Origin of the sequence: Cutibacterium sp. KBN10P07758 (genome assembly GCF_050286205.1) — a bacterium.
In the GTDB taxonomy this organism is placed as follows: Bacteria; Actinomycetota; Actinomycetes; order Propionibacteriales; family Propionibacteriaceae; genus Cutibacterium; species Cutibacterium acnes.
In genome coordinates this window covers 395,020-413,957 of record NZ_JBNNQV010000001.1, presented here as the reverse complement: position 1 = coordinate 413,957, position 18,938 = coordinate 395,020, and the positions used below count along the sequence as shown (strand labels likewise).

General features: G+C 61.0%; 12 protein-coding genes and 1 pseudogene. 6 read left to right on the top strand and 7 right to left on the bottom strand.

The features are described 5' to 3' along the window. The first annotated feature begins 93 nt into the window (after nucleotides 1-93). On the top strand, nucleotides 94-2,181 hold the full coding sequence (gene pabB, locus ACOYO3_RS02050) for an aminodeoxychorismate synthase component I (RefSeq protein WP_002515369.1): 2,088 nt from the start codon (nucleotides 94-96) through the stop codon (nucleotides 2,179-2,181). On the opposite strand, the gene purL is transcribed toward pabB, so the two are convergent. Then, nucleotides 2,168-4,420: a phosphoribosylformylglycinamidine synthase subunit PurL gene (gene purL / locus ACOYO3_RS02045; protein ID WP_002524485.1), complete on the bottom strand. Its 2,253-nt coding sequence runs from the start codon at nucleotides 4,418-4,420 to the stop codon at nucleotides 2,168-2,170. The genes pabB and purL overlap by 14 nt on opposite strands. A 139-nt stretch (nucleotides 4,421-4,559) precedes the next feature. Between purL and ACOYO3_RS02040 the strand changes: the two genes are divergently transcribed. After that, nucleotides 4,560-5,858, top strand: a complete 1,299-nt coding sequence (locus ACOYO3_RS02040; RefSeq protein ID WP_002524484.1) for an MFS transporter — start codon at nucleotides 4,560-4,562, stop codon at nucleotides 5,856-5,858. Nucleotides 5,859-5,867: 9 nt separating this feature from the next. On the opposite strand, the gene pepN is transcribed toward ACOYO3_RS02040, so the two are convergent. The 3 genes from pepN to ACOYO3_RS02025 all read right to left on the bottom strand — a co-directional run bounded on the left by pepN (nucleotide 5,868) and on the right by ACOYO3_RS02025 (nucleotide 9,176). After that, nucleotides 5,868-8,402 carry an aminopeptidase N gene (pepN, locus tag ACOYO3_RS02035; RefSeq protein WP_002524483.1) on the bottom strand — a complete coding sequence of 845 codons (2,535 nt, stop codon included), beginning with the start codon at nucleotides 8,400-8,402 and terminating at the stop codon, nucleotides 5,868-5,870. Nucleotides 8,403-8,548: 146 nt separating this feature from the next. Next, nucleotides 8,549-8,986, bottom strand: coding sequence for a hypothetical protein (locus ACOYO3_RS02030; protein WP_002515401.1), 438 nt, complete (start codon nucleotides 8,984-8,986; stop codon nucleotides 8,549-8,551). Nucleotides 8,987-8,996: 10 nt separating this feature from the next. Further along, nucleotides 8,997-9,176, bottom strand: coding sequence for a hypothetical protein (locus ACOYO3_RS02025; protein ID WP_002519572.1), 180 nt, complete (start codon nucleotides 9,174-9,176; stop codon nucleotides 8,997-8,999). Between the two features lie 313 nt (nucleotides 9,177-9,489). Here ACOYO3_RS02025 and ACOYO3_RS02020 point away from each other — a divergent pair, with 313 nt between their 5' ends. After that, complete coding sequence (locus ACOYO3_RS02020; RefSeq protein WP_002519571.1) at nucleotides 9,490-10,695, top strand: dihydrolipoyl dehydrogenase family protein; 1,206 nt, start codon at nucleotides 9,490-9,492, stop codon at nucleotides 10,693-10,695. A gap of 72 nt (nucleotides 10,696-10,767) precedes the next feature. On the opposite strand, the gene ACOYO3_RS02015 is transcribed toward ACOYO3_RS02020, so the two are convergent. Beyond that, nucleotides 10,768-12,243, bottom strand: a complete 1,476-nt coding sequence (locus tag ACOYO3_RS02015) for an acid phosphatase (protein WP_002524481.1) — start codon at nucleotides 12,241-12,243, stop codon at nucleotides 10,768-10,770. 607 nt (nucleotides 12,244-12,850) lie between these two features. Here ACOYO3_RS02015 and ACOYO3_RS02010 point away from each other — a divergent pair. The 3 genes and pseudogenes from ACOYO3_RS02010 (at nucleotide 12,851) to ACOYO3_RS02000 (ending at nucleotide 16,910) form a co-directional block, all read left to right on the top strand. Then, nucleotides 12,851-15,034, top strand: a complete 2,184-nt coding sequence (locus ACOYO3_RS02010) for a PKD domain-containing protein (protein ID WP_002545417.1) — start codon at nucleotides 12,851-12,853, stop codon at nucleotides 15,032-15,034. Then, nucleotides 15,031-15,593: pseudogene (locus ACOYO3_RS02005) on the top strand (hypothetical protein). Before ACOYO3_RS02010 ends, ACOYO3_RS02005 begins: the two are co-directional and overlap by 4 nt. A gap of 363 nt (nucleotides 15,594-15,956) precedes the next feature. Next, nucleotides 15,957-16,910 carry an N-acetylglucosamine kinase gene (locus ACOYO3_RS02000; protein WP_002524423.1) on the top strand — a complete coding sequence of 318 codons (954 nt, stop codon included), beginning with the start codon at nucleotides 15,957-15,959 and terminating at the stop codon, nucleotides 16,908-16,910. A gap of 77 nt (nucleotides 16,911-16,987) precedes the next feature. On the opposite strand, the gene purQ is transcribed toward ACOYO3_RS02000, so the two are convergent. Both purQ and ACOYO3_RS01990 read right to left on the bottom strand, forming a co-directional pair. Further along, a complete protein-coding gene (gene purQ / locus ACOYO3_RS01995) occupies nucleotides 16,988-17,662 on the bottom strand; it encodes a phosphoribosylformylglycinamidine synthase subunit PurQ (RefSeq protein ID WP_002516327.1) in 675 nt (224 codons plus the stop codon). 2 nt (nucleotides 17,663-17,664) lie between these two features. After that, complete coding sequence (locus tag ACOYO3_RS01990; RefSeq protein ID WP_002522522.1) at nucleotides 17,665-18,927, bottom strand: phosphoribosylaminoimidazolesuccinocarboxamide synthase; 1,263 nt, start codon at nucleotides 18,925-18,927, stop codon at nucleotides 17,665-17,667. Nucleotides 18,928-18,938 lie beyond the last annotated feature (11 nt).

The window sequence follows — 18,938 nt, the reverse complement described above, 5'->3', positions numbered from 1 at the left end:
ACGGCACGATGCCAGGACAGCCCGTTTCGGGAAGCGCCCCCTATCCTTGTGCTATTGCTCTTGCACTGCAGCGGATGTCACCGAGGAGGGCCCGTGATCCTGCTGGTTGACAACCACGATTCCTTCACCTTCAACCTGGCACACCTATTGGCCGAAGTCAGCGGGATCGAGCCAGTGGTGGTCCGCCCCGAGGAGGTCGAGCGTGCAGGGATCCTCCGCCGACTGGCTGATGGCGAATTCGACCACGTGGTTATCGGTCCAGGACCTGGCTCCCCGCACAACGACAAGGACTTCAAGACCGCCGGACAGGTGATCGATGCCTCCAACAAGCTCCCCCTGCTCGGGGTGTGCCTGGGCCACCAAGGCCTCGGGTTACGTCACGGTGCCCAGTTGCAGACCATTCGGCCCCATCACGGCATCGTCAGCCGAATTCATCACTCCAGGCGCGGAATCTTCGCCGGATTACCGCAAGATTTCGAGGCAACTCGGTATCACTCACTGTGCTTGACCACGTTGGGTGACCAGATCGTCGAACATGCTCGCGCCGAGGATGGCGCCATCATGGCGTTCGAGGTTGCCGACCGGCCACACTGGGGCGTGCAATTCCACCCAGAGTCAGTCATGACGCAGGTCGGATGTCAGTTAATGACGAACTTCCTGGCGATCGGCAGCCAGCCACGACACAGCGAGGTACGCGACAAACGCGAACCGCGCAACATCCAGTCACGAAAGTGTGCCCGGACTACGGCACGGTGGACAATCCACCACCAAACGGTGGACATCGACCTCGACGAAGAAGCCACCTTCAGCCGCCTCGCTGGCGACGGTGACGCCTTCTGGTTGGACTCGGCCACCACGCGTGGCGACACCGGCCGTTGGAGTGTCATGGGCACGGCGTCGGGGGCGGCATCCGAACTGGTCAGTTACGACGTCATCACAAACACGTTGACGGTCAACGGGCGAACCCAGTCTGGTGATGTGCTGGACTTCTTGGAACGCCGTCTTGCAGATGGAGTATCACGGAGGGACCCGGAACTAGATGACATCCCATTCACAGGTGGCTATGTCGGTTTCCTGGGCTATGAGTGCAAGGCGCTGACCTTGGGCCCGAATGCGCACTGCAGCGAACTGCCCGATGCCATGTGGATGCGTCCGGCCAGCTGGATTGCGTACGACCACTACCGGCATCACGCTCACCTCCTAGCCTTGGACGACCGTGACACGCCCGGCTGCAATGAGGCCGCTGATCTATTGGACGCACTGGCTGCGACGCTGGTGAAGCGACCAGGTAGCAGCGAAGAGCCCGCACCGCTAACCGTGCCTGTGGAAGGGTCGTGGCGGCTCAGCCGAGGGGGCTACCAGGACCGTGTTGCCGCAATCCAGCAGGCGCTAACGCGCGGTGACTCGTACGAGGCCTGTCTGACCGACACGTGGACCTCCCGGTGCGACGTGGACGGCTGGCGGTTGTACCGCGCACTGCGGCGTCGAAACCCAGCCCCCTATGGGGCGTATCTTCGGTTTACCGACCCGCGTGTGGAGGTGTGCTCTTCATCCCCGGAACGGTTCCTGCGAGTACGCGACGGCATCGCTGAATCCAAGCCGATCAAGGGGACAATGGCTCGCTGTGATGATCCGGTGGAGGATGCCCGGGGAATTGTCGATTTACAACATGACGCGAAAAACCGCGCCGAGAATCTCATGATCGCTGATCTGGTGCGCAACGACCTGTCGCGCGTGTGCCAACCAGGCACGGTGGAGGTACCACGTCTGATGGCGATCGAGTCATATGCGACGGTGCACCAGATGGTGACCACGGTGCGCGGACGATTGCGTGAGGACGTCGGATTGGTCGACGTACTGCGAGCGACCTTCCCTGGTGGATCGATGACCGGGGCACCGAAGGAACGGTCCGTAGAAATCCTGGACGGTCTGGAGGTCGGCGCCCGGGGAATCTACTCGGGAATCCTGGGATATCTCGGCTTCGATCGCACCGCCGACCTCAGCATCGTGATACGGACGGTGATCCGAACGGGGTCGCAGGTAACGGTCGGTGCCGGCGGCGCAATCGTCGCAGCTTCCCAGCCTGACGAGGAGTGGCGCGAGAAAAACCTCAAAGCGGCGGCACCGTTGGCTGCGCTGACGCTGTCAGCCGGGCCAGGAATTCCCGTCACTCCCCCATAGCAGTTGGAATCGGCTTGCGCCAGGCTCGTTCGATCTCGTCAAGGGGGAGGCTGAACAGACCGTTAACCTCGATCTCACCGTGATCTATGACCTCGCCAATACGGGCAGTCGGCACACCGTGCTCCTGGCACAGCTCCTTGAACTCACGGTAGCCGTTACCGCACAGCGAAACGATCGCTCGGGCCGGGGTCTCAGAGAACAACATCACCGACGGTTCACCCTCGGGCAGACTCACCGACACGCCAAGACCCCCCTGTAGGCAGCTTTCCACAAGCGCCTGCGCCAGGCCACCGTCGGACAGGTCGTGAGCGCTAGACAGCAGGCCGCGCTTCGACGCTTCCACCATCACCGCGGCCAGAGCCTTCTCGGCATTCAGGTCGGGCATCGGGGGCATACCACCTAGGTGGCCAGCGTGGATGACGTCCTCATAGACCGATCCGCCGAACTCGCACTTCGTCGTTCCTAGCAGCAAGACAGCGTCGCCGTCGTGTGCGAAGGCCGACGGGATACGACGATGCACGTCATCAATAACGCCGAGCACACCAACGAGCGGAGTAGGCCGAATCGACTCATCTCCAGTGCGGTTGTGCAGGGAAACGTTACCGCCCGTAACCGGCACGCCAAGCTCGCGGCAGCCGTCAACCAGACCAAGGATGGTCTCGTCGAATTGCCACATGACATCGGGATCGTACGGGGAGCCATAATTGAGGCAATCAGTGACAGCCACCGGAGTTGCGCCAGAGACAGCCACATTCCGGTAAGCCTCGCAAAGAGCCAGCTGGGCGCCAAGATACGGGTTAAGGGTGGTCTGGCGTCCGTTAGCGTCCAAGGACAGCGCGATGCCGAGGTTGTCGTCAATACGAATCATGCCGGCATCGTTCGGCTGAGCGAGCACAGTATTGCCACGCACGAACCGGTCATACTGGTCGGTGATCCAGGAACGGTCGCACAGCTGGGCGGAGCCAGCAAGGGCCAGCAGGGCCCCGGCAAGACCCTCACCAGAGTTATCGCGCGGCAACGCGTTGGCGTCGTCCTCGTTGAGCTCATCAATCCACCACGGACGGGCGGCCGGCATGTCGAGAACAGGTCCGTCGTGAGCAACCGTCCGCGGATCGACGTCGACAATCCGCTCGCCCTGCCAATCAATGTGAAGTCGACCGGTATCGGTGACCTCGCCAATGACAGTGGCAGCGACACCCCAATGGGCGCAGATCTCCATGAAGCGGTCAAGCTGATCGGGGCGCACCACCGCCGCCATCCGCTCCTGGGACTCGCTCATGAGGATCTCTTCAGGGGCGAGGTTCGGGTCGCGCAGCGGAACGCGGTCGAGCTCGACGTGCATGCCACCGTCGCCAGCACTGGCCAGCTCGGAGGTGGCACAGGAGATTCCGGCGGCACCGAAATCCTGCAAAGCCTCAACTACCCCGGCGTTGAAGAGGTCAAGGGTGCACTCGATGAGCAGCTTCTCCATGAACGGGTCGCCCACCTGGACGCTGGGTCGCTTCGACTCGCCCTCTGCAGCGAAAGATTCCGAGGCAAGGATCGACGCGCCACCGATACCGTCGCCACCGGTGGCCGCACCAAAGAGAACGACGAGATTGCCTACACCCGAGGCTTTGGCGAACTGTAGGTCCTCATGACGCAGCACCCCGACGCACAGGGCGTTGACGAGCGGATTGCCGTAATAGGTGGGGTCGAAGAGGGTCTGGCCGCCGATCGTGGGCAGGCCGAGGCAGTTGCCATAGTCGGCGATCCCAGAAACAACACCGGGCAGCACACGTGCGGTATCTGGAGCATCCAGCGGGCCGAAAGCCAAAGCATTCATGACGCCGACCGGGCGAGCACCCATCGCCATGATGTCGCGAACGATGCCACCGACTCCGGTAGCTGCGCCCTGGTGGGGCTCGACGTAGGAGGGGTGGTTGTGGGACTCCGCCTTAAAAGTGACGGCCAGTCCGTTGCCAATATCGACGACACCAGCATTGTCCCCGATGCCAGCTAGCAGCGGGCCGAGCGGCGTCTGCTGAGGCAGGTCACCGAATCGGCGCAGGTATTTCTTCGATGATTTGTAGGAGCAATGCTCCGACCACATCACCGAGTACATGGCGAGCTCGCCGCCGGTCGGGCGGCGTCCCAGGATCTCCCGGATGCGCTGGTACTCGTCGGCGGACAACCCCAACTCAGCCCAGGGCTGCTCAACGTCGGGGGTGCTGACGGCGTTCTCCACTGTGTCTGCCACAGGACAAATCTAGCCGTTGAGCGACGTCATTGCCGCCTCGACCACAGATGCAGGTCACTCAAGGCGCATCGGAGTGACAGAACGTCTTACCATGAGCCAGGTGAGTACCACCACATCGAGCCCTCGTCGTCGCGTCACCATGACATGGGTTGTGTGGATCACAGCCGTGATCGCATACGGGTTTGCGGTCATGCAGCGAACCTCTCTCGGCTTCATGGGGCTAACGGCAGCCGCCCATTTCAACGCCCCCGCCTCCGTCGTCGCCACCTTCATGGTGTTGCAGCTAGCGGTCTACGCGGTGCTCCAGATTCCAGCCGGTATTACCGTCGACCGACTGGGATCAAGGGTCGTCATTACCGCTGGGTCAATCGTCATGACCGTAGGACAGGTCGTCATGGCACTCACCGGAAGCGTCGGCGGAGCAGTGCTGGCTCGCGTCCTCGTCGGATGCGGCGACGCCTTCATTTTTGGTGCCGCGATACGACTAGTGCCAGCTTGGTTCCCTCCCAAACAGACCCCTCTGGTAACCCAACTCACGGGTTTGCTAGGCCAGTTCGGACAGGTCGTCTCAGCCGTTGGCCTCGTGGCCATGGTCAACAGCAGCGGGTGGCGTTCCACCTATCTCCTGGCAGCCGGTGGTGCTGCGGTAGCGGCTGCGTTGGCATTCCTCCTCATTCGTGACGCCCCGCCCGGGGTGGAGCCGGAACGTACCGATGGCAACGTCAAACAACTCCCCCACCAGGTCGCTGAGGTCATCAGTCACCCCTCGACGCGACTGGCTTTTTGGGCACACATGTCGTCGAATTTCGCCGGAATCGTATTTTCGCTGATGTGGGGTATGCCCTACCTCACCCACGCTGAGGGACGCTCAACGGCCACCGCCTCGACACTCATGACGGTTTATGTCATCGCCAATGCCATCGCCGGACCAACGGCGGGCATCCTGACCAGCCGACATCCCATTCGTCGTGGCACCCTCATCGAGGCCATGATCGCTGCCTCCGCGGTGGCGTGGCTGATCGTCCTGGTGTGGCCAGGGCCCGCTCCGCTGTGGATGCTCTTCCTCCTCGTCATCTGCCTGGGCATCTCTCTGCCTGGCGGAAACGTCGGCTTCGATGTGGCCCGCACTTTTCAGCCAGGCAACCGGTTGGCCACCGCGACCGGTGTAGCGATTACGGGCGGCTTCTTCTTCGGTCTTTTAGAGATCGAAATTATCGGCCTACTACTCGATATGCTGTGCCCTGGCGGTCGCTACACCCTCAGCGGGTTCCGCTGGGCGATGTCGACCCAACTCGTCCTCTTTGCCATCGGGTTGGCTGGGTTAGAGGTCAACCAGCGTCGGCTCTACCAGATCATGGCTGACAACGGCGTCACCGTGCCTACCTGGCGTGAGGCCTTGGCACGGCAGTGGCGGGTCGTCAAACAGCGTCGCCGTTAAAGCCGTTACTCAGCTATTGAAATCACGGGCGGTTTCGGCACGAGATGCCGCGTCGCGACGTTCCCTAACCATCCGGGTCAGACCGCCAGTGGCCGATTGGTGACTCGCCAACCAACGGTCAGCAGTCTCGGCGGTATCACCGTCAGGGAACAGCCCGACGACTAAACGCTGGGCCATCTCGATCGGGAACTCCTGCCAGATCTGCTCAAGATCATCGAAGTAGGAGCCATTGAGATTGGCAAACGTCTGGGCACCCAGCGGGGTACGCAAACCCTCGATGAGGGCCAGACAGTGCTCATTGGACAGCTCTCCCGGGGTGCGCAGGCGACGATAAGCCTCCTGCTTCGCGGCATCGTCAGGACGAGCGGTGAGGGCCGCCATGTGATGGGCAACACCGGTCTTGGTGTGGTCACGCTCTAGCTCGGCATCCAGGTCTTCGACGCTAGCCTGGCCCAGAGCGGCCAGAGCCATCCAGGACTGCCACCTCATTTCTGGATCGACGACCAGGCCGGCGACATTGCCGTCAAGCAGGCCACGAACCCGTCCAGCCGAGTCCGGATCGGTAGCTGACAAGGCCAGGGCGTGACGCGCCCACAAGCGCTGTAGGTCGCTACCCAGCTCGGACTCGTCGAGTCCCTGCCAGGCCCGGGCTGCCTCGGCGCGCCGTGCGGTCTTGCGAGCAGAATCAGGAAGATAGTTCTCGACGGCCATTCGTAGCTGCTGCAATACGGTGGCGAGGATGGCCGGTTCGGTCTCTTTGGGACCATGCGCAGCAACGGCGTCAAGGTAATCCTGAACCTTAAGCTTGGCGTCGCGCACGGAGTTCCACAGCATCGACCAGACCAGAGCGCGAGCCAATGGGTCGGCCAGACCCGACAGGTGAGCAAGGACGGTCTTCGTACCAGTAGCGCCAAGACGCACCTTGGCGTACGTGAGATCGTCGTCGTTGATGAGGATGAGGTCGGGGGCCGGTTTGCCCGCCGCCTCAGGAACCGGGGTGCGTGGGGAGGAGATAGTGAGGTCGATGAGGTTAGTGCGCACCAAATCTTCGCCGTGCAAGGAGTACAGCCCGACGCGCAGGGTGTGGGGACGATTGACGTCGCGGCCGGTGCGGACGTCAATCGAGTCACGCACGACAGCCAGCTCGGAAACAACGCCGTCACTGATAGTAAGTTCCGGCAGCAGGACGTCGGGACCAGCAGTCTTAAGCCAAGCGTCGACCCAGGCGCTCAGATCACGTCCGCAGGCCTTTTCGAGGTGACGAATGAGGTCGTCAAGGGTGGCTGATGAGAAGGCCAATTCACGAAAGTAGTGGCGGGCCGCGCTAAAGAACCGCTCAACACCGACATGGGCCACCAACTGCTTGAGCACCGAGGCGCCTTTGGCATAGGTAATGCCGTCGAAGTTCTGACGGGCAGCTTCCAGATCGACGATATCAGCGACGATCGGGTGGGTTGTCGACTGCTGGTCGGCGGTGTAGGCCCAGGCTTTGCGCCCGACGGCGAAGTTCGTCCAAGCCTCGCGGTATTCGGTGCCGGCAACCGAGGCGTGGGCACCCATGTACTCGGCGAAGGACTCCTTAAGCCACAGATCGTCCCACCACTTCGGGGTAACGAGGTCGCCGAACCACATGTGAGCCATCTCGTGGAGGATGGTGTTGGTGCGACCTGCAAGCTCAGATCGAGTAGCTGGGCCGCGATGGATGTAGTTCTCGGTGAAGGTCACCAAACCCGGATTCTCCATCGCACCAAGGTTGTATTCCGGCACGAAAATCTGGTCGTACTTACCCCATGGGTAGGGGTAGCCAAAGGTGCGATGGTAGAAGGCCAAACCCTGCTTGGTGATCTTGAAGATCTCCTCATGGTCGACGTACTCGGCCAGCGAGGCACGAGCCAAGATACCCAGCGGAATCGATTCGGAGCCGTCACGAGAGTGCCACTCGTCTTGGAACCTGACGTAGGGGCCGGCAGCAATGGCGGTGAGATAAGTTGACATCCTCGGGGTGAGGGCGAAATCGTGCAGGAGGCCATCTTCCTCCTCCCGAATGTCTTCGTGAACCTGATTGGAGGCGACCCGCCAGTCGCTCGGGGCGATGACGTCAAAGTCGACGTGGGCTTTGAGATCGGGCTGTTCGAACACTGAGTACATCCGGCGAGAGTCGGCGGCCTCAAAGTGGGTGTAGAGGTACACCTTGCCGTCGGCCGGGTCGACGAAGCGGTGCAAGCCCTGCCCAGTGTGTTGATAGGGCAGCTTGGCGGTGACGATGACGAGGTTCTCGCGGTGAGTGTGGAGTCCGTGCAGCTGAATACGCGATCCGTCGTATTCCGGCTCGACTTCCTCGCCGTTGACGATGACCGATTCGATCTCGCCGTCGAGCAGGTCCAGGAAGGTGTCGGGCTCCGTGGTGGAGAACCGCACTCTGGTGTTGGAGGTGAAGTGGGTGGCGCCATCAGCGTCAGCACCGCGTACGTCGATACGGACGTGGTACCTCTCGACTTTGATGATCTCAGACCGGTGACGGGCTTCCTCGCGGGTCAAATTCATCGAACTCACACCACCAGAGTATGGCAGTGGCGCATGCCATGAGCATCCAGACCGAGCAGTTCCTCCCGGTGAAGCTGCGCCCCGGCTCGACCAGGGTGTCTGGTGTTCGTTCTTGGCGGGTGCGAGCCGGTAGCCAAGGAGCGGTGTCAGGGTAACTGATCCAGCGATTCCTTTGGGCAGTCAACCTGCTGGACCGTCACCCCATGGGCCACGTCGTAGATCCGACACGCGACCGAGGAAGCAGATTTTCCCGCGTCAGGTGGAAGCAGGGAGCCAGACTTCATATGCCTATAGAAGTCGACACGAAACCGGGTCCCCCGACGCGAACGCACCACCCAGTAGCCGCCAATAAGGATGTCCACCGGTCTGGTCTCGTTGAACCATGTCTGCGCGGCGTCCGCACGCGCAGCAGGAGAGGTGAGCCCTCGTGAGTCCAGTTTCTTACGCAGCGCATCGGGCACGGCGTAGTCGGCGCATGCCGCGGCATCCTCATCCGTCTCAGACTGGATCGTGCTGCAACCCGCCAAACCGAAGCAAAACAGCACACACGCAGTCACCACAACCAGGAACCGAGGACTCCTCATCGGTGCCTCCTCAGTTCTCGCAATGCAGCCACACGCCGCTCAGGTAAATGAATATCCACGATACCAGCACCTCTTGAAGTATCCACGAAGGCTGCCCGAGACAGAAGCTTGGAGCGTCGCGGTGAAAGCCCCGATCGGTATGCCCCCGGAAGCGACCAGACATCTTAGCCACGAGCGCGAGGGTATTCATCAGCGAAAACAAACGAGTCTCGCACCGGCACGTATCGGCATCAATACCCGTTACGCGAAATGAGGTTGGCCCGGCCGGGTACCGAGAAAGAATGGCATCGTCGGCGCTCCGATGGGCCACCGACCACCAATCGCGTATACACGAAAGGGCGAACCATTGTTGAATAAAGAGTTCACGGTCGATGTTCTGGTCATCGGATGGGGTAAGGCCGGCAAAACGATCGCCGGACGCCTGGCGGCGGAGGGACGCAAGGTCGCCCTCGTCGAGAGATCAGCACAGATGTACGGGGGGCAGCTGCATCAACATCGCGTGCGTGCCTACCAAGGACCTCATCGACTCGGCATCCAAGCGGGACGGTCGCGACCCCGCCTCCTACTTCACCTCAGCCGTCGCCGACCGAGACACCCTCATCGCCACATTGAACCGCACCAACCATGCCATGCTGGAGGGCAAAGTGCTCCTCCTCGACGGGGTAGCCAGCTTCACTGGGCCGCACACTGTCAAGGTGGTCGCGGGAGACGATGAGATCACCGTGCGAGCGGAGACGATCATCGTCAACACCGGATCTCACCCAGCCAACCTTCCGGTTCCCGGAGCCGATGGCCCGCGAGTCCATGACTCCACCACGATCCAGCACGTCGACCCCCTGCCGTCGCAGCTCGTCATCGTAGGCGGCGGGTTCATCGGGCTGGAGTTCGCCCAGATGTTCGCCCGATTCGGCTCCCAGGTGACCCTGCTCGAGGCCGGCGAGACCTTCGTCCCCGCCCTTGACACCGACATCGCCGAGCGTGTGCGCAACATGCTTGAGGGTGAAGGGGTCACCGTCGTCACCGGAGCGCAGGTGACCTCCTGCGATGAAACAGGTGACCATGTCGACGTCGTCACCGACGATCAGACATTCGCCGCCGACGCGGTGTTGGTGGCAGCAGGCAGACGCCCAGCAACCGAGGATCTCGATCTGACCGCCGCCGGGGTGGCCACCGATGAGCGGGGCTACATTACCGTCGACGATCAGCTGCGCACCAATATTGACGGAGTGTACGCAGTCGGTGACGTCAATGGTGGGCCGCAGTTCACCTATATCTCCCTTGACGACAACCGGGTGTTGTGGGACACCTTGCACGACGGGCCACGTCGCCGTGACGATCGAGTGGCCGTCCCAGCGACCACTTTCCTCGACCCGCCGCTGTCCCAGGTCGGCATGACGATGCGCCAGGCCCGGGAGTCCGGTCGCTCCGTGCTCGTGGCAACCAAGGACGTCGCCACGATCGCCGCCATGCCGCGACCTAAGATTGTCGGCCAAACCGAAGGCGTCATTCGAGTTCTCGTTGATGCCGACGACCACACCGTCCTGGGTGCAACCCTGTGGTGCATTGATTCACAGGAACTGGTCAACTTTGTCTCACTGGCCATGCGGTTGGGAGTGCGCTACGAAACGTTGCGTGACGGGATCTGGACCCACCCGTCCTCGACCGAAGCTTTCAATGAGGTACTCGGAGTACTCGAGCCTCTCACCTGAGAAGTGATCGAAGTCCAGTCATTGTGACCGAGTAGTCACGGCCACAATGACTGGACTTCGTTCGGTTTGACCTCAGGAGGCCTGGGGAGCTGAGACGACCTCAGGTTTGATGTTTCCGGTCTCGATCTTGACGACGTGACCGGCCTTGCCAACGGTCACTTTGGCGCTCATGGCTGCGGCCAGATTGATGCGCTGCCATCCACCCGAGGACGAGTCGAGGGCATACCCAGCATCGATTTCGGTGGCGGCCAACACCTGACGGCGCTGGGCATCGGAGAGGGTCGGGAAGGCAGTGCTCAATAGATTCTCGGCACCAGTCGGGACGACCGGAGCAGTAGTGGCGGGGGCCGGGCCACCATAGGCGGAAGCCTTGTCGAAACCGTAGGTCATGCGGGCGCGATAGGCCTTAAGAGCCGAGGCGCGATCGACCACCGGCGTCGTGGACACCGAGTCGGTGAAGGTGTTGTAGTAGCCATTCTTGTCGTTGGCACCCACATTTCCGATGCATGCCTGCACAGTGTCACCATGACCGTCGGCCTCACAACGGCGGGTGAGGTATGCCATGACCTCAGTGCGGGCGGCCTTGAGGGAGGCAACGTACAACCTATTCGTGGTCAGCGCGGCGGACACGTTGCTGTGGCCCTCGATGCGCCCACCCATGATATCCATCGGGTAGTGCACGCCGAGCACAGCGCGATTGTTGCCGGCCTCGGATGCGCGAGTAAGGATCTCGGGACCCAGCTCAGGCAAGATCTCGGCCATCGCCAAACCATAGGCATAGGCAGCGGTGGTGTGGCCCGACGGGAAAGCCTGGCTGACGGTCAGATTGGTACCCGAGGCGCCGTCCATCAGGTCGTAGCCGGCAGTAAGGAGGGCCCGTCCACCCCTCTTGTGATTCACGTCGATCCGGCTTGGCACCCGCGCAATGGCAAGGTTTTTCTTAAGGCCGCGTAGATTGTTCGGATTCCCGGAATCGGCAAAGCTGCGATCAGCAAGGTAGGGGCGCGGGTAATTGAAGTACTTCTTGGCGGCCCCGGTGCTTTTATTCGTCACTTCCTGAAACCCTGTCGACCACAGGAACCGGGCAACGTGGGTGAGGCTGCAGGAGTGAACATTCGCCGGGGTGCACTGGGCGAGCCCCTCGGCCACATACTTGCTAAGCACCGGGCCGAGGGAATCGTTATCTTCTTGCAACGGGTCCGTAAACATCGTGGCATCGCGCAGGGCACGCCACTGCTGGGATCTGCCCTGTCGGTCAGCGGCTTGGTTCGCCTCGTCAACCCCGGCCTTGTTGATCTGCTCAACGCCCTCGTCGTTGCGAGCCAAGATCTTCGAGCCTTGAGGGGTCACGTCACCGCGAAAAGCAGTGTCGAAGTTCTGCTTGTCGAGCGGTTTGGGGGTCCAGTAGCGGTCGTACTCGCTCAAGAGGGCGACGTGCGGATCTGCGGATTCATCGGGTTGGGCCGCCTGGGCGGGGCTCACCCCCACACTGCTGACGAGCGCCGTCGCACAGGCAAGGCCTAGGACAGAGGTACGAAGAACTTTCACCAGTTGACTCCTAGCGTGGTAATGGGCTGCTCGGACGTAGCCACAGGACTGTCACGAATTGACGGTATGGGGACGAGGTGACGGGCAGTGGTCTATAAGGTGACGAATTACCCACACGTCATAGGCATGTTGCCCGATAGTCTGCGCGAGAGCGCGTCTCCCATGACAGAATCCCGGAAGATACGTCATATGTTCGACCCTCCTGGAGAAACAGGACCGACGTAGCACCGAGACGTCTCCGCTGAGCGCGGCGACCGCGAGGTGGTGTGCCGTTTGGGGTCCTTCGGGGGTAGTGTGTTCGTTGTCGGCCTAATGGGTGGGTTGATGCCTAGGTGGTGTGGGGAAGCTGGTGGGAGTCCGGCACTGTCGCGTAACCGTGACCATGCCTGTGTGGTGTGGGAGTCGGGGTACCAGGTCACGTGGGGGTGGTGTGGGGTTCCGTTGCGGGTTACGGGGTCGGCATCGACGCGTGAACGTCTGTGTTGTCTGTGGAGTCCCCTCGGGACGTTTCCGTGGAGGGACAAGATGATAGAAGCAGCAACAACGAAACGTAGGCGAGTGTTGGGCTCGCTGGTGGTGGCTGCGGTGGTGACTGGCACGGTGGGGGGTGCCTGTCCCGGCTCTAGCAGCGGGTGGGCCGAAACCCGCCGATTACGCTGCCCAGGCCGGTAAGGCAGCCGACTACATTAACGGGCATAGTGCTGATCTGACGAAGGGTGATTTGGGTCCGGAGTTGGACGGGGCGCTGGCGTTGATTTCTGCCGGCAAGACCGATGCGAAGCTTTTCGGCATGATCAAGAAAGATATTAAGGCTAAGGGGCCGTCGTATTGCACTTCTAAGAATGTGGGTGGGTGTGCGAAGGTGACGATCACCTTGCTGGCAGCTGGCGAGCCGACCACCTATGGGGGAACTGATTACGCTAAGCCGGTGACGTCGTTGCCGGATTCGGCACTCAAGGAGCGCCCGTTTCATCAGGCGTTGGACATGATCGCGTTGGAGCGGCTGGGCAAACCGATCCCGCAGAAGCTATTCAAGTCGATCACCGACTATGTCTCGGCGCGTCCCGGGCGGAATTATCCGAGTACTGATGGTCTTATGCTCGCCGCCCTGTCGCATGTGGTGTCTACAGCATACGGTCAGGAGGGGATTACGGCTGTCAAGGCGGCGCTTGTCAAACGGTTGGATGCCGATCGTCAGACAGATGGGTGGGGTTGGCCAGACCACGGTGCGAATGTGCGTGCGACGACGCGAGTGGCACCGGGTTTGTATCGGGCCGGTGACGCGAACCACAAAGACCAGGCTGTCAAGGGTCAGGCGTGGCTGGCCGGTCAGCAGCAGGTTGACGGCTCGTTCCCAAGTAATGTCGTTAGTCCCGCGTGGACGATGATGGCGACGGTGCAGGCGGTTCCGGTGTTGCGGGGTTTGCAGTCGTTGGACACTATTGGTGCTAATCCGGCTCGGGCGGTCACGGTTGATGGGTGGGTGCCGCCTCGCCGGTTGGTGAAGATGACTGTGCTGGGAGACTCCTACTCGGCAGGCAACGGAACCTTGGTTGATGGGTATCCGGCTGATGGGTCGTATCGCAGCCCTAAGAATTATGGTTCGGTGCTTACGCGCCGGTTGAATCGGGAGTTCGGGGACGATACCACGTTTCAGACTGATGTGCGGGCCTGGAGTGGCGCCCAAATCACTACCGGGGACCACACTATTGTCAGTCAGGCCGACGGAATGGATCCCCACACACATGTGGTCCTCATGACCGCCGGAGGCAACGACCTAGACTTCACCAGCGTCGTCGAAAACTGCTTCATTGAAAGAGTGTGGTCAGCAGCCGAATGTGGCGGCTCTGTTGATGCGTCACGCAAGAAGATTGATGCCACGATGACGAAAACGACGACGTTGTTGTCGCATATTCAGCAGCGGCTGGCCGATCCGGCTCACACACGGGTCATCCTGATCGGATACCCCTACCTCATCCGGGCGGACCGTGATGCCCCGGGAAGCGACGTGCCGTCTACTCGGGTGCGGGCCGCCGAGGACGAATTCCGCACCAAACAAACCGCCACAGTCAAGGCCTGGAACAAAACCCATGCCCTCAAAGTGACCTACACCCCCACCACCAGCCTGTTCAACACCCACGAACCCGAACCGCTGGTTCATAACGGTGACCAGAATCCGCAACGTTGGATCAACGCCGTCTTTGAGACCGCTGGCTACTCATATAATGGAAATGGCGTCATATTGTCAGAGCCAAGTCAAGATGAAAAGAATTGGTACCATCCGAATGTGGTCGGTCATGAGAAGATTGCTGGGTTGGTCCATGATGCGCTCCTGTCGAGAACGGTCAGGAGTGCGAGCTTGTCTGAGAGTGTTGCGCAGGTGGCCTCGGTGCCGGGGGTGCGGATGCGTGCCGCGGTGATCGGGCAAAGCCAGGTGCGCCGGGGTAACCCGTTGAGCCTAGACGCGTCCTCGTCGTATACAGCCTTTGGCCATATCCGCCGCTGGCAATGGGACTTAGACGGTGACCGACACTACGAAATCGATACCACCACGCCTGAGATCACTCGCACCCTCACCCGAATCGGAACATACCAGGCACACCTGCGCATCACCGATACCACCGGCACCACTGACACCCTCACCTTCCCAATCCAGGTCACCCGAGACGGCGACGGCGTACCCGATACACAAGACAACTGCCCCACCATAGCCAACCAAGACCAAACCGACACCGACCACAACGGCATCGGAGACGCCTGCGACCCCCACACCACCAGGACACCACGATGACCACCCACAAAAACACACACGAACAGCAATACCGCCACGCACCCCTCAACGGCCTGACCACCGGCACCATCGTCGGAGCCCTCTGGGCACTAGCGATCTTCGGATACCAAGTATCCTCAATATTAGCAGGTGCAGACAGTAAACTCAGCTCACCTAGATTATTCATGTCATTTATTTTTCCTGCAGTTGGGTGGCTCACTGGGCTGTGGGAAAAGGCCGCAGTTTCCCGAGACAATGTGACAAAACAAAAACGCAGAGTTAAGGCCATCACTGCCGTCATGTCGAGCCTTGCTGGCGTGCTCATGGGCTCCATGGAATATTTTCTTACAAGCCTCAGGTTTGCTAGCAGCAAGGAAAAGCTCATACACTACCTTATTTTGATTGTGGTGTTCTCGCTAACAGGTTGGATTCTTGGTACGATAGGCACCATCATCAAAGATGATGGCCATCGTTTTCTTATCAAGATGAGTATCGCCACAGCGGTCGCACTGTTCACATCTGTTGCGGTTTGGTTTTTGTATTCAGTTTCATAAGAGTGGCATTTTTCTTCGAGTTTTGATGGACGTAAGTTACGTAGGCACAGCTCTTAGCAACAACAGTAATCTTGGGGAATCGCCCGAGCCGCGGGAGGCTACAGTGTTCCCAGTTACCACGCGGCGCCACCTCCACTGCTGTTACAGAACCAGACCCCCACTGACGCGAGGCAGCAATAAATATTCACACTAATACAGACGAGGAGCAATACCGCCGCGCACCCCTAACCACCGACACCATCGCCGAAGCCCTCTAGGTGGTTATGTTTTTGCCGCCTTTCTTATTTCCGATAGGCAACTACTCACGTAACCCCTGTTCGATCGGCTGTCGTGATCGTCCCGAATACTCTGGTGGGCACGCCACCCACTCTCCCCATACCCTTGACTCCATGAATGATGCCGTGTGCAGTGATTCCTCCCCAGTCCTCGCCGTCGACGCCGGACAGTCCAGTACCCGCGTGCGGTGCGAGCCAGGGCCATGGGGGCCGGGCTGGATCGTCACCTCGTCAGGGGTGCGCACCGCACTCCCGCTAGCCCAGCAGTTTGCGACCATCATGCACGACGTCGCGACGGCTCACCCGGAGATCACCCAGTCCGAATGCACAGTAGCTATCGGATCATCGGGGGCCCGCGACGACGAGGACCCCATTCCCGTCTTGCACGCTCTCAAACCCTTCGGCGTCAGTCGAGTACTGCTCGCCCACGACTCCATCACCTCTTACCTCGGTGCTCTCGGTGACCAACTGGGCGTCGTTACAGCGTCGGGCACCGGAGTCATCACTCTGGCCGTAGGCCGCCACAACGTGGCCCGAGTCGACGGCTGGGGGTACATCATCGGCGATGCCGGATCAGCCTTCTGGCTGGGCCGTCATGGCCTGGATGCTGTCATGCGCGCCCACGATGGTCGCGGCGAGCCGACAGTCCTTAGCCACACCATCGGCAACGACTTTGACGACATCGAGGCTGCCTACCTGGAACTCCATGCCGACCCGCTCATGGTCTCACGGATCGCGGCCTACTCAGCCACAGTCACCGCCGCAGCCGAAGAAGGGGACCACGTCTCCCGTGATATCTGCGTGCGCGCAGCCCATGAGCTAGCCCACTCCACCGTTACCGGTCTGCGCCAGACCGAACTCACCGACGCCGACAGCCCCGCCGTCGGTCTACTGGGCGGGGTTATGAAGTCTCAGCTCATCCATACCGCGATTACCAGGGAAATCTCTGCGGCGATGCCGGGAGCGCGAATCGTCGAGCCTCTCGGCGAGGGACTCGACGGCGCCGCTGCCCTACCAACCGTCAGTCCCGAGTCCCCGCTCGGCCAGCGCATCCACGTCGCCCAGTGAGCCACAACACCGCAGAATTCTGACGGCGGGGTGGACCATGAGGACCACCCCGCCGTACGTCTCCAGGACGAACACCGCTACAGCTGGGCGGACAAGAATGTCATCAACGATCGAAAGAATCCCAGCCCGTCGGTCCCGGCGCCGGTGAGCTCCTCTACAGAATGCTCCGGGTGCGGCATGAGCCCGACCACGTTGCCCGCCTCATTAGTGATGCCAGCGATGTCGTGGACCGATCCATTCGGATTAGCGGTGTAGCGGAAGACGACCCGATTATTGGCCTCCAGCGCAGCTACGGTTGCAGCGTCCGCCACGTAGTTACCCTCGCCGTGCTTAGCAGCAATATGAATGCGCTCGCTGGGACGGAAGTCGCAGGTCCACACGGTGTCCACGCTGGCAACTTGAAGCTGCTGCACCGAACAGTGGAAGCGTCGTTTCTCGTTACGCATCAGGGTGCCAGGCAGCAGATGGGATTCGCACAGTACCTGAAACCCGTTGCAGATACCGAGCACTGGCAGGCCCCCATCGACAGCTCTGCGAATAGACGACATCACTGGCGAGGCAGCAGCCAAAGCTCCTGCACGCAGGTAATCACCATAAGAGAAGCCTCCCGGAAGGATGACGGCGTCGACCCCAGCCAGATCGGTCGAGGCGTACCACAACGACACAGGCTCAGCCCCGGCCAGGCGAACGGCCCGCGCTGCATCCTGGTCGTCGAGAGTGCCAGGGAAGGTGACGACTCCAATGCGCACCATCGTCAGTCCTCCACGTGCACGTCGAAGGATTCAATGACGGTGTTGGCCAACAGCTCAGAGGCCACCTGACGGATCTCGTCGAGACGATCTTCCAAACCCTCACCAGTGATCTCGAAACGCTTACCCTGGCGCACCGTCAAGCCGTCATGGCCAAGCCGAGCGAGCACCGACGTGATGGCCTTGCCCTGGGGATCCAAGATTTCGGGTTTCGGCATGACCTCCACCACTACACGTGACATAGCCCCGATCTTATCGGCACTACAGGACTCCGACTCGCCAGGAACGTCGAGGGCCACCGGTGCAGCGTCCCCGGACTCCCCGGAAACGCTATCCCGCGAAGCCCTCGCGTGCTTGTCATCGTCGGCCTCATTGTGAGGCGTCTCATCGCTGACCTCATCAGACACGTGCCCGCCAGTCAGACGTGCCCAGGCCTCCTCATAACGCCGACTGGTGGCCTTGACGACCTCCTCTGGGAGGGCAGGCGGCTCCTGGTCACTAGCGCGATCCCAACCGGACTCATTCGTGAGCCAATCGCGCACATATTGCTTATCGAAGGAATCTGCCCCCTTGCCGGGCTGCCACGTCTCAGCGTCCCAGAATCGCGAAGAATCAGGGGTAAGCACCTCGTCAGCTAGCACGATGGTGCCGTCGACACGACGCCCGAATTCAAACTTGGTATCGGCCAGGAGGATGCCTCGCTTCCGAGCGATCTCCTCTGCACGCTGGTAGACCCGCAGCGAAAGGTCATGCAGCTGCGCTGCAACATCGGGACCGACGAGTTCTACCAGGCGTAGATAGTCGATGTTCTCGTCATGTTCTCCCTGCGGGGCCTTAATTGCCGGGGTGAAAATGGGCTCTTCGAGCCGGGACCCATTCTGCAGCCCCTCGGGAAGGCGGATTCCGCACACGGCCTGGTTGCGCTGATATTCGGCCCACCCTGAACCGGTGAGGTAGCCCCGCACGACGCATTCGACCGGGAACATGTCGAGTTCCTCAACGACCATGGCGCGCCCTGCGACCTCGGCGGGGACATCCACGCTCACGAGATGGTTATCGACGATGTCGGCCAATTGGTCGAACCACCACAAGGACATATTCGTCAAGATGGCTCCCTTGCCGGGAACATCGGGGGTCAGGACGTGGTCGTAGGCGCTAATCCGGTCCGTAGCGACCATAAGCAGGCGGCCCGGCTGATCGGGAAGACGATAGAGGCGTCGGACCTTGCCCTCAGCCAGCAATGGAAGATTGAGGTGCGAAGTGACCATGGGGGCATCAT

Bases quoted from the DNA above. Each gene is read 5' to 3' on its own strand.
- pepN (WP_002524483.1), bottom strand. From the start codon at position 8,402: ATGAATTTGACCCGCGAGGAAGCCCGTCACCGGTCTGAGATCATCAAA.
- ACOYO3_RS02025 (WP_002519572.1), bottom strand. From the start codon at position 9,176: ATGAATACCCTCGCGCTCGTGGCTAAGATGTCTGGTCGCTTCCGGGGG.
- ACOYO3_RS01990 (WP_002522522.1), bottom strand. From the start codon at position 18,927: ATGGTCACTTCGCACCTCAATCTTCCATTGCTGGCTGAGGGCAAGGTC.
- ACOYO3_RS02000 (WP_002524423.1), top strand. From the start codon at position 15,957: ATGAATGATGCCGTGTGCAGTGATTCCTCCCCAGTCCTCGCCGTCGAC.
- purQ (WP_002516327.1), bottom strand. From the start codon at position 17,662: ATGGTGCGCATTGGAGTCGTCACCTTCCCTGGCACTCTCGACGACCAG.
- ACOYO3_RS02030 (WP_002515401.1), bottom strand. From the start codon at position 8,986: ATGAGGAGTCCTCGGTTCCTGGTTGTGGTGACTGCGTGTGTGCTGTTT.
- ACOYO3_RS02040 (WP_002524484.1), top strand. From the start codon at position 4,560: ATGACATGGGTTGTGTGGATCACAGCCGTGATCGCATACGGGTTTGCG.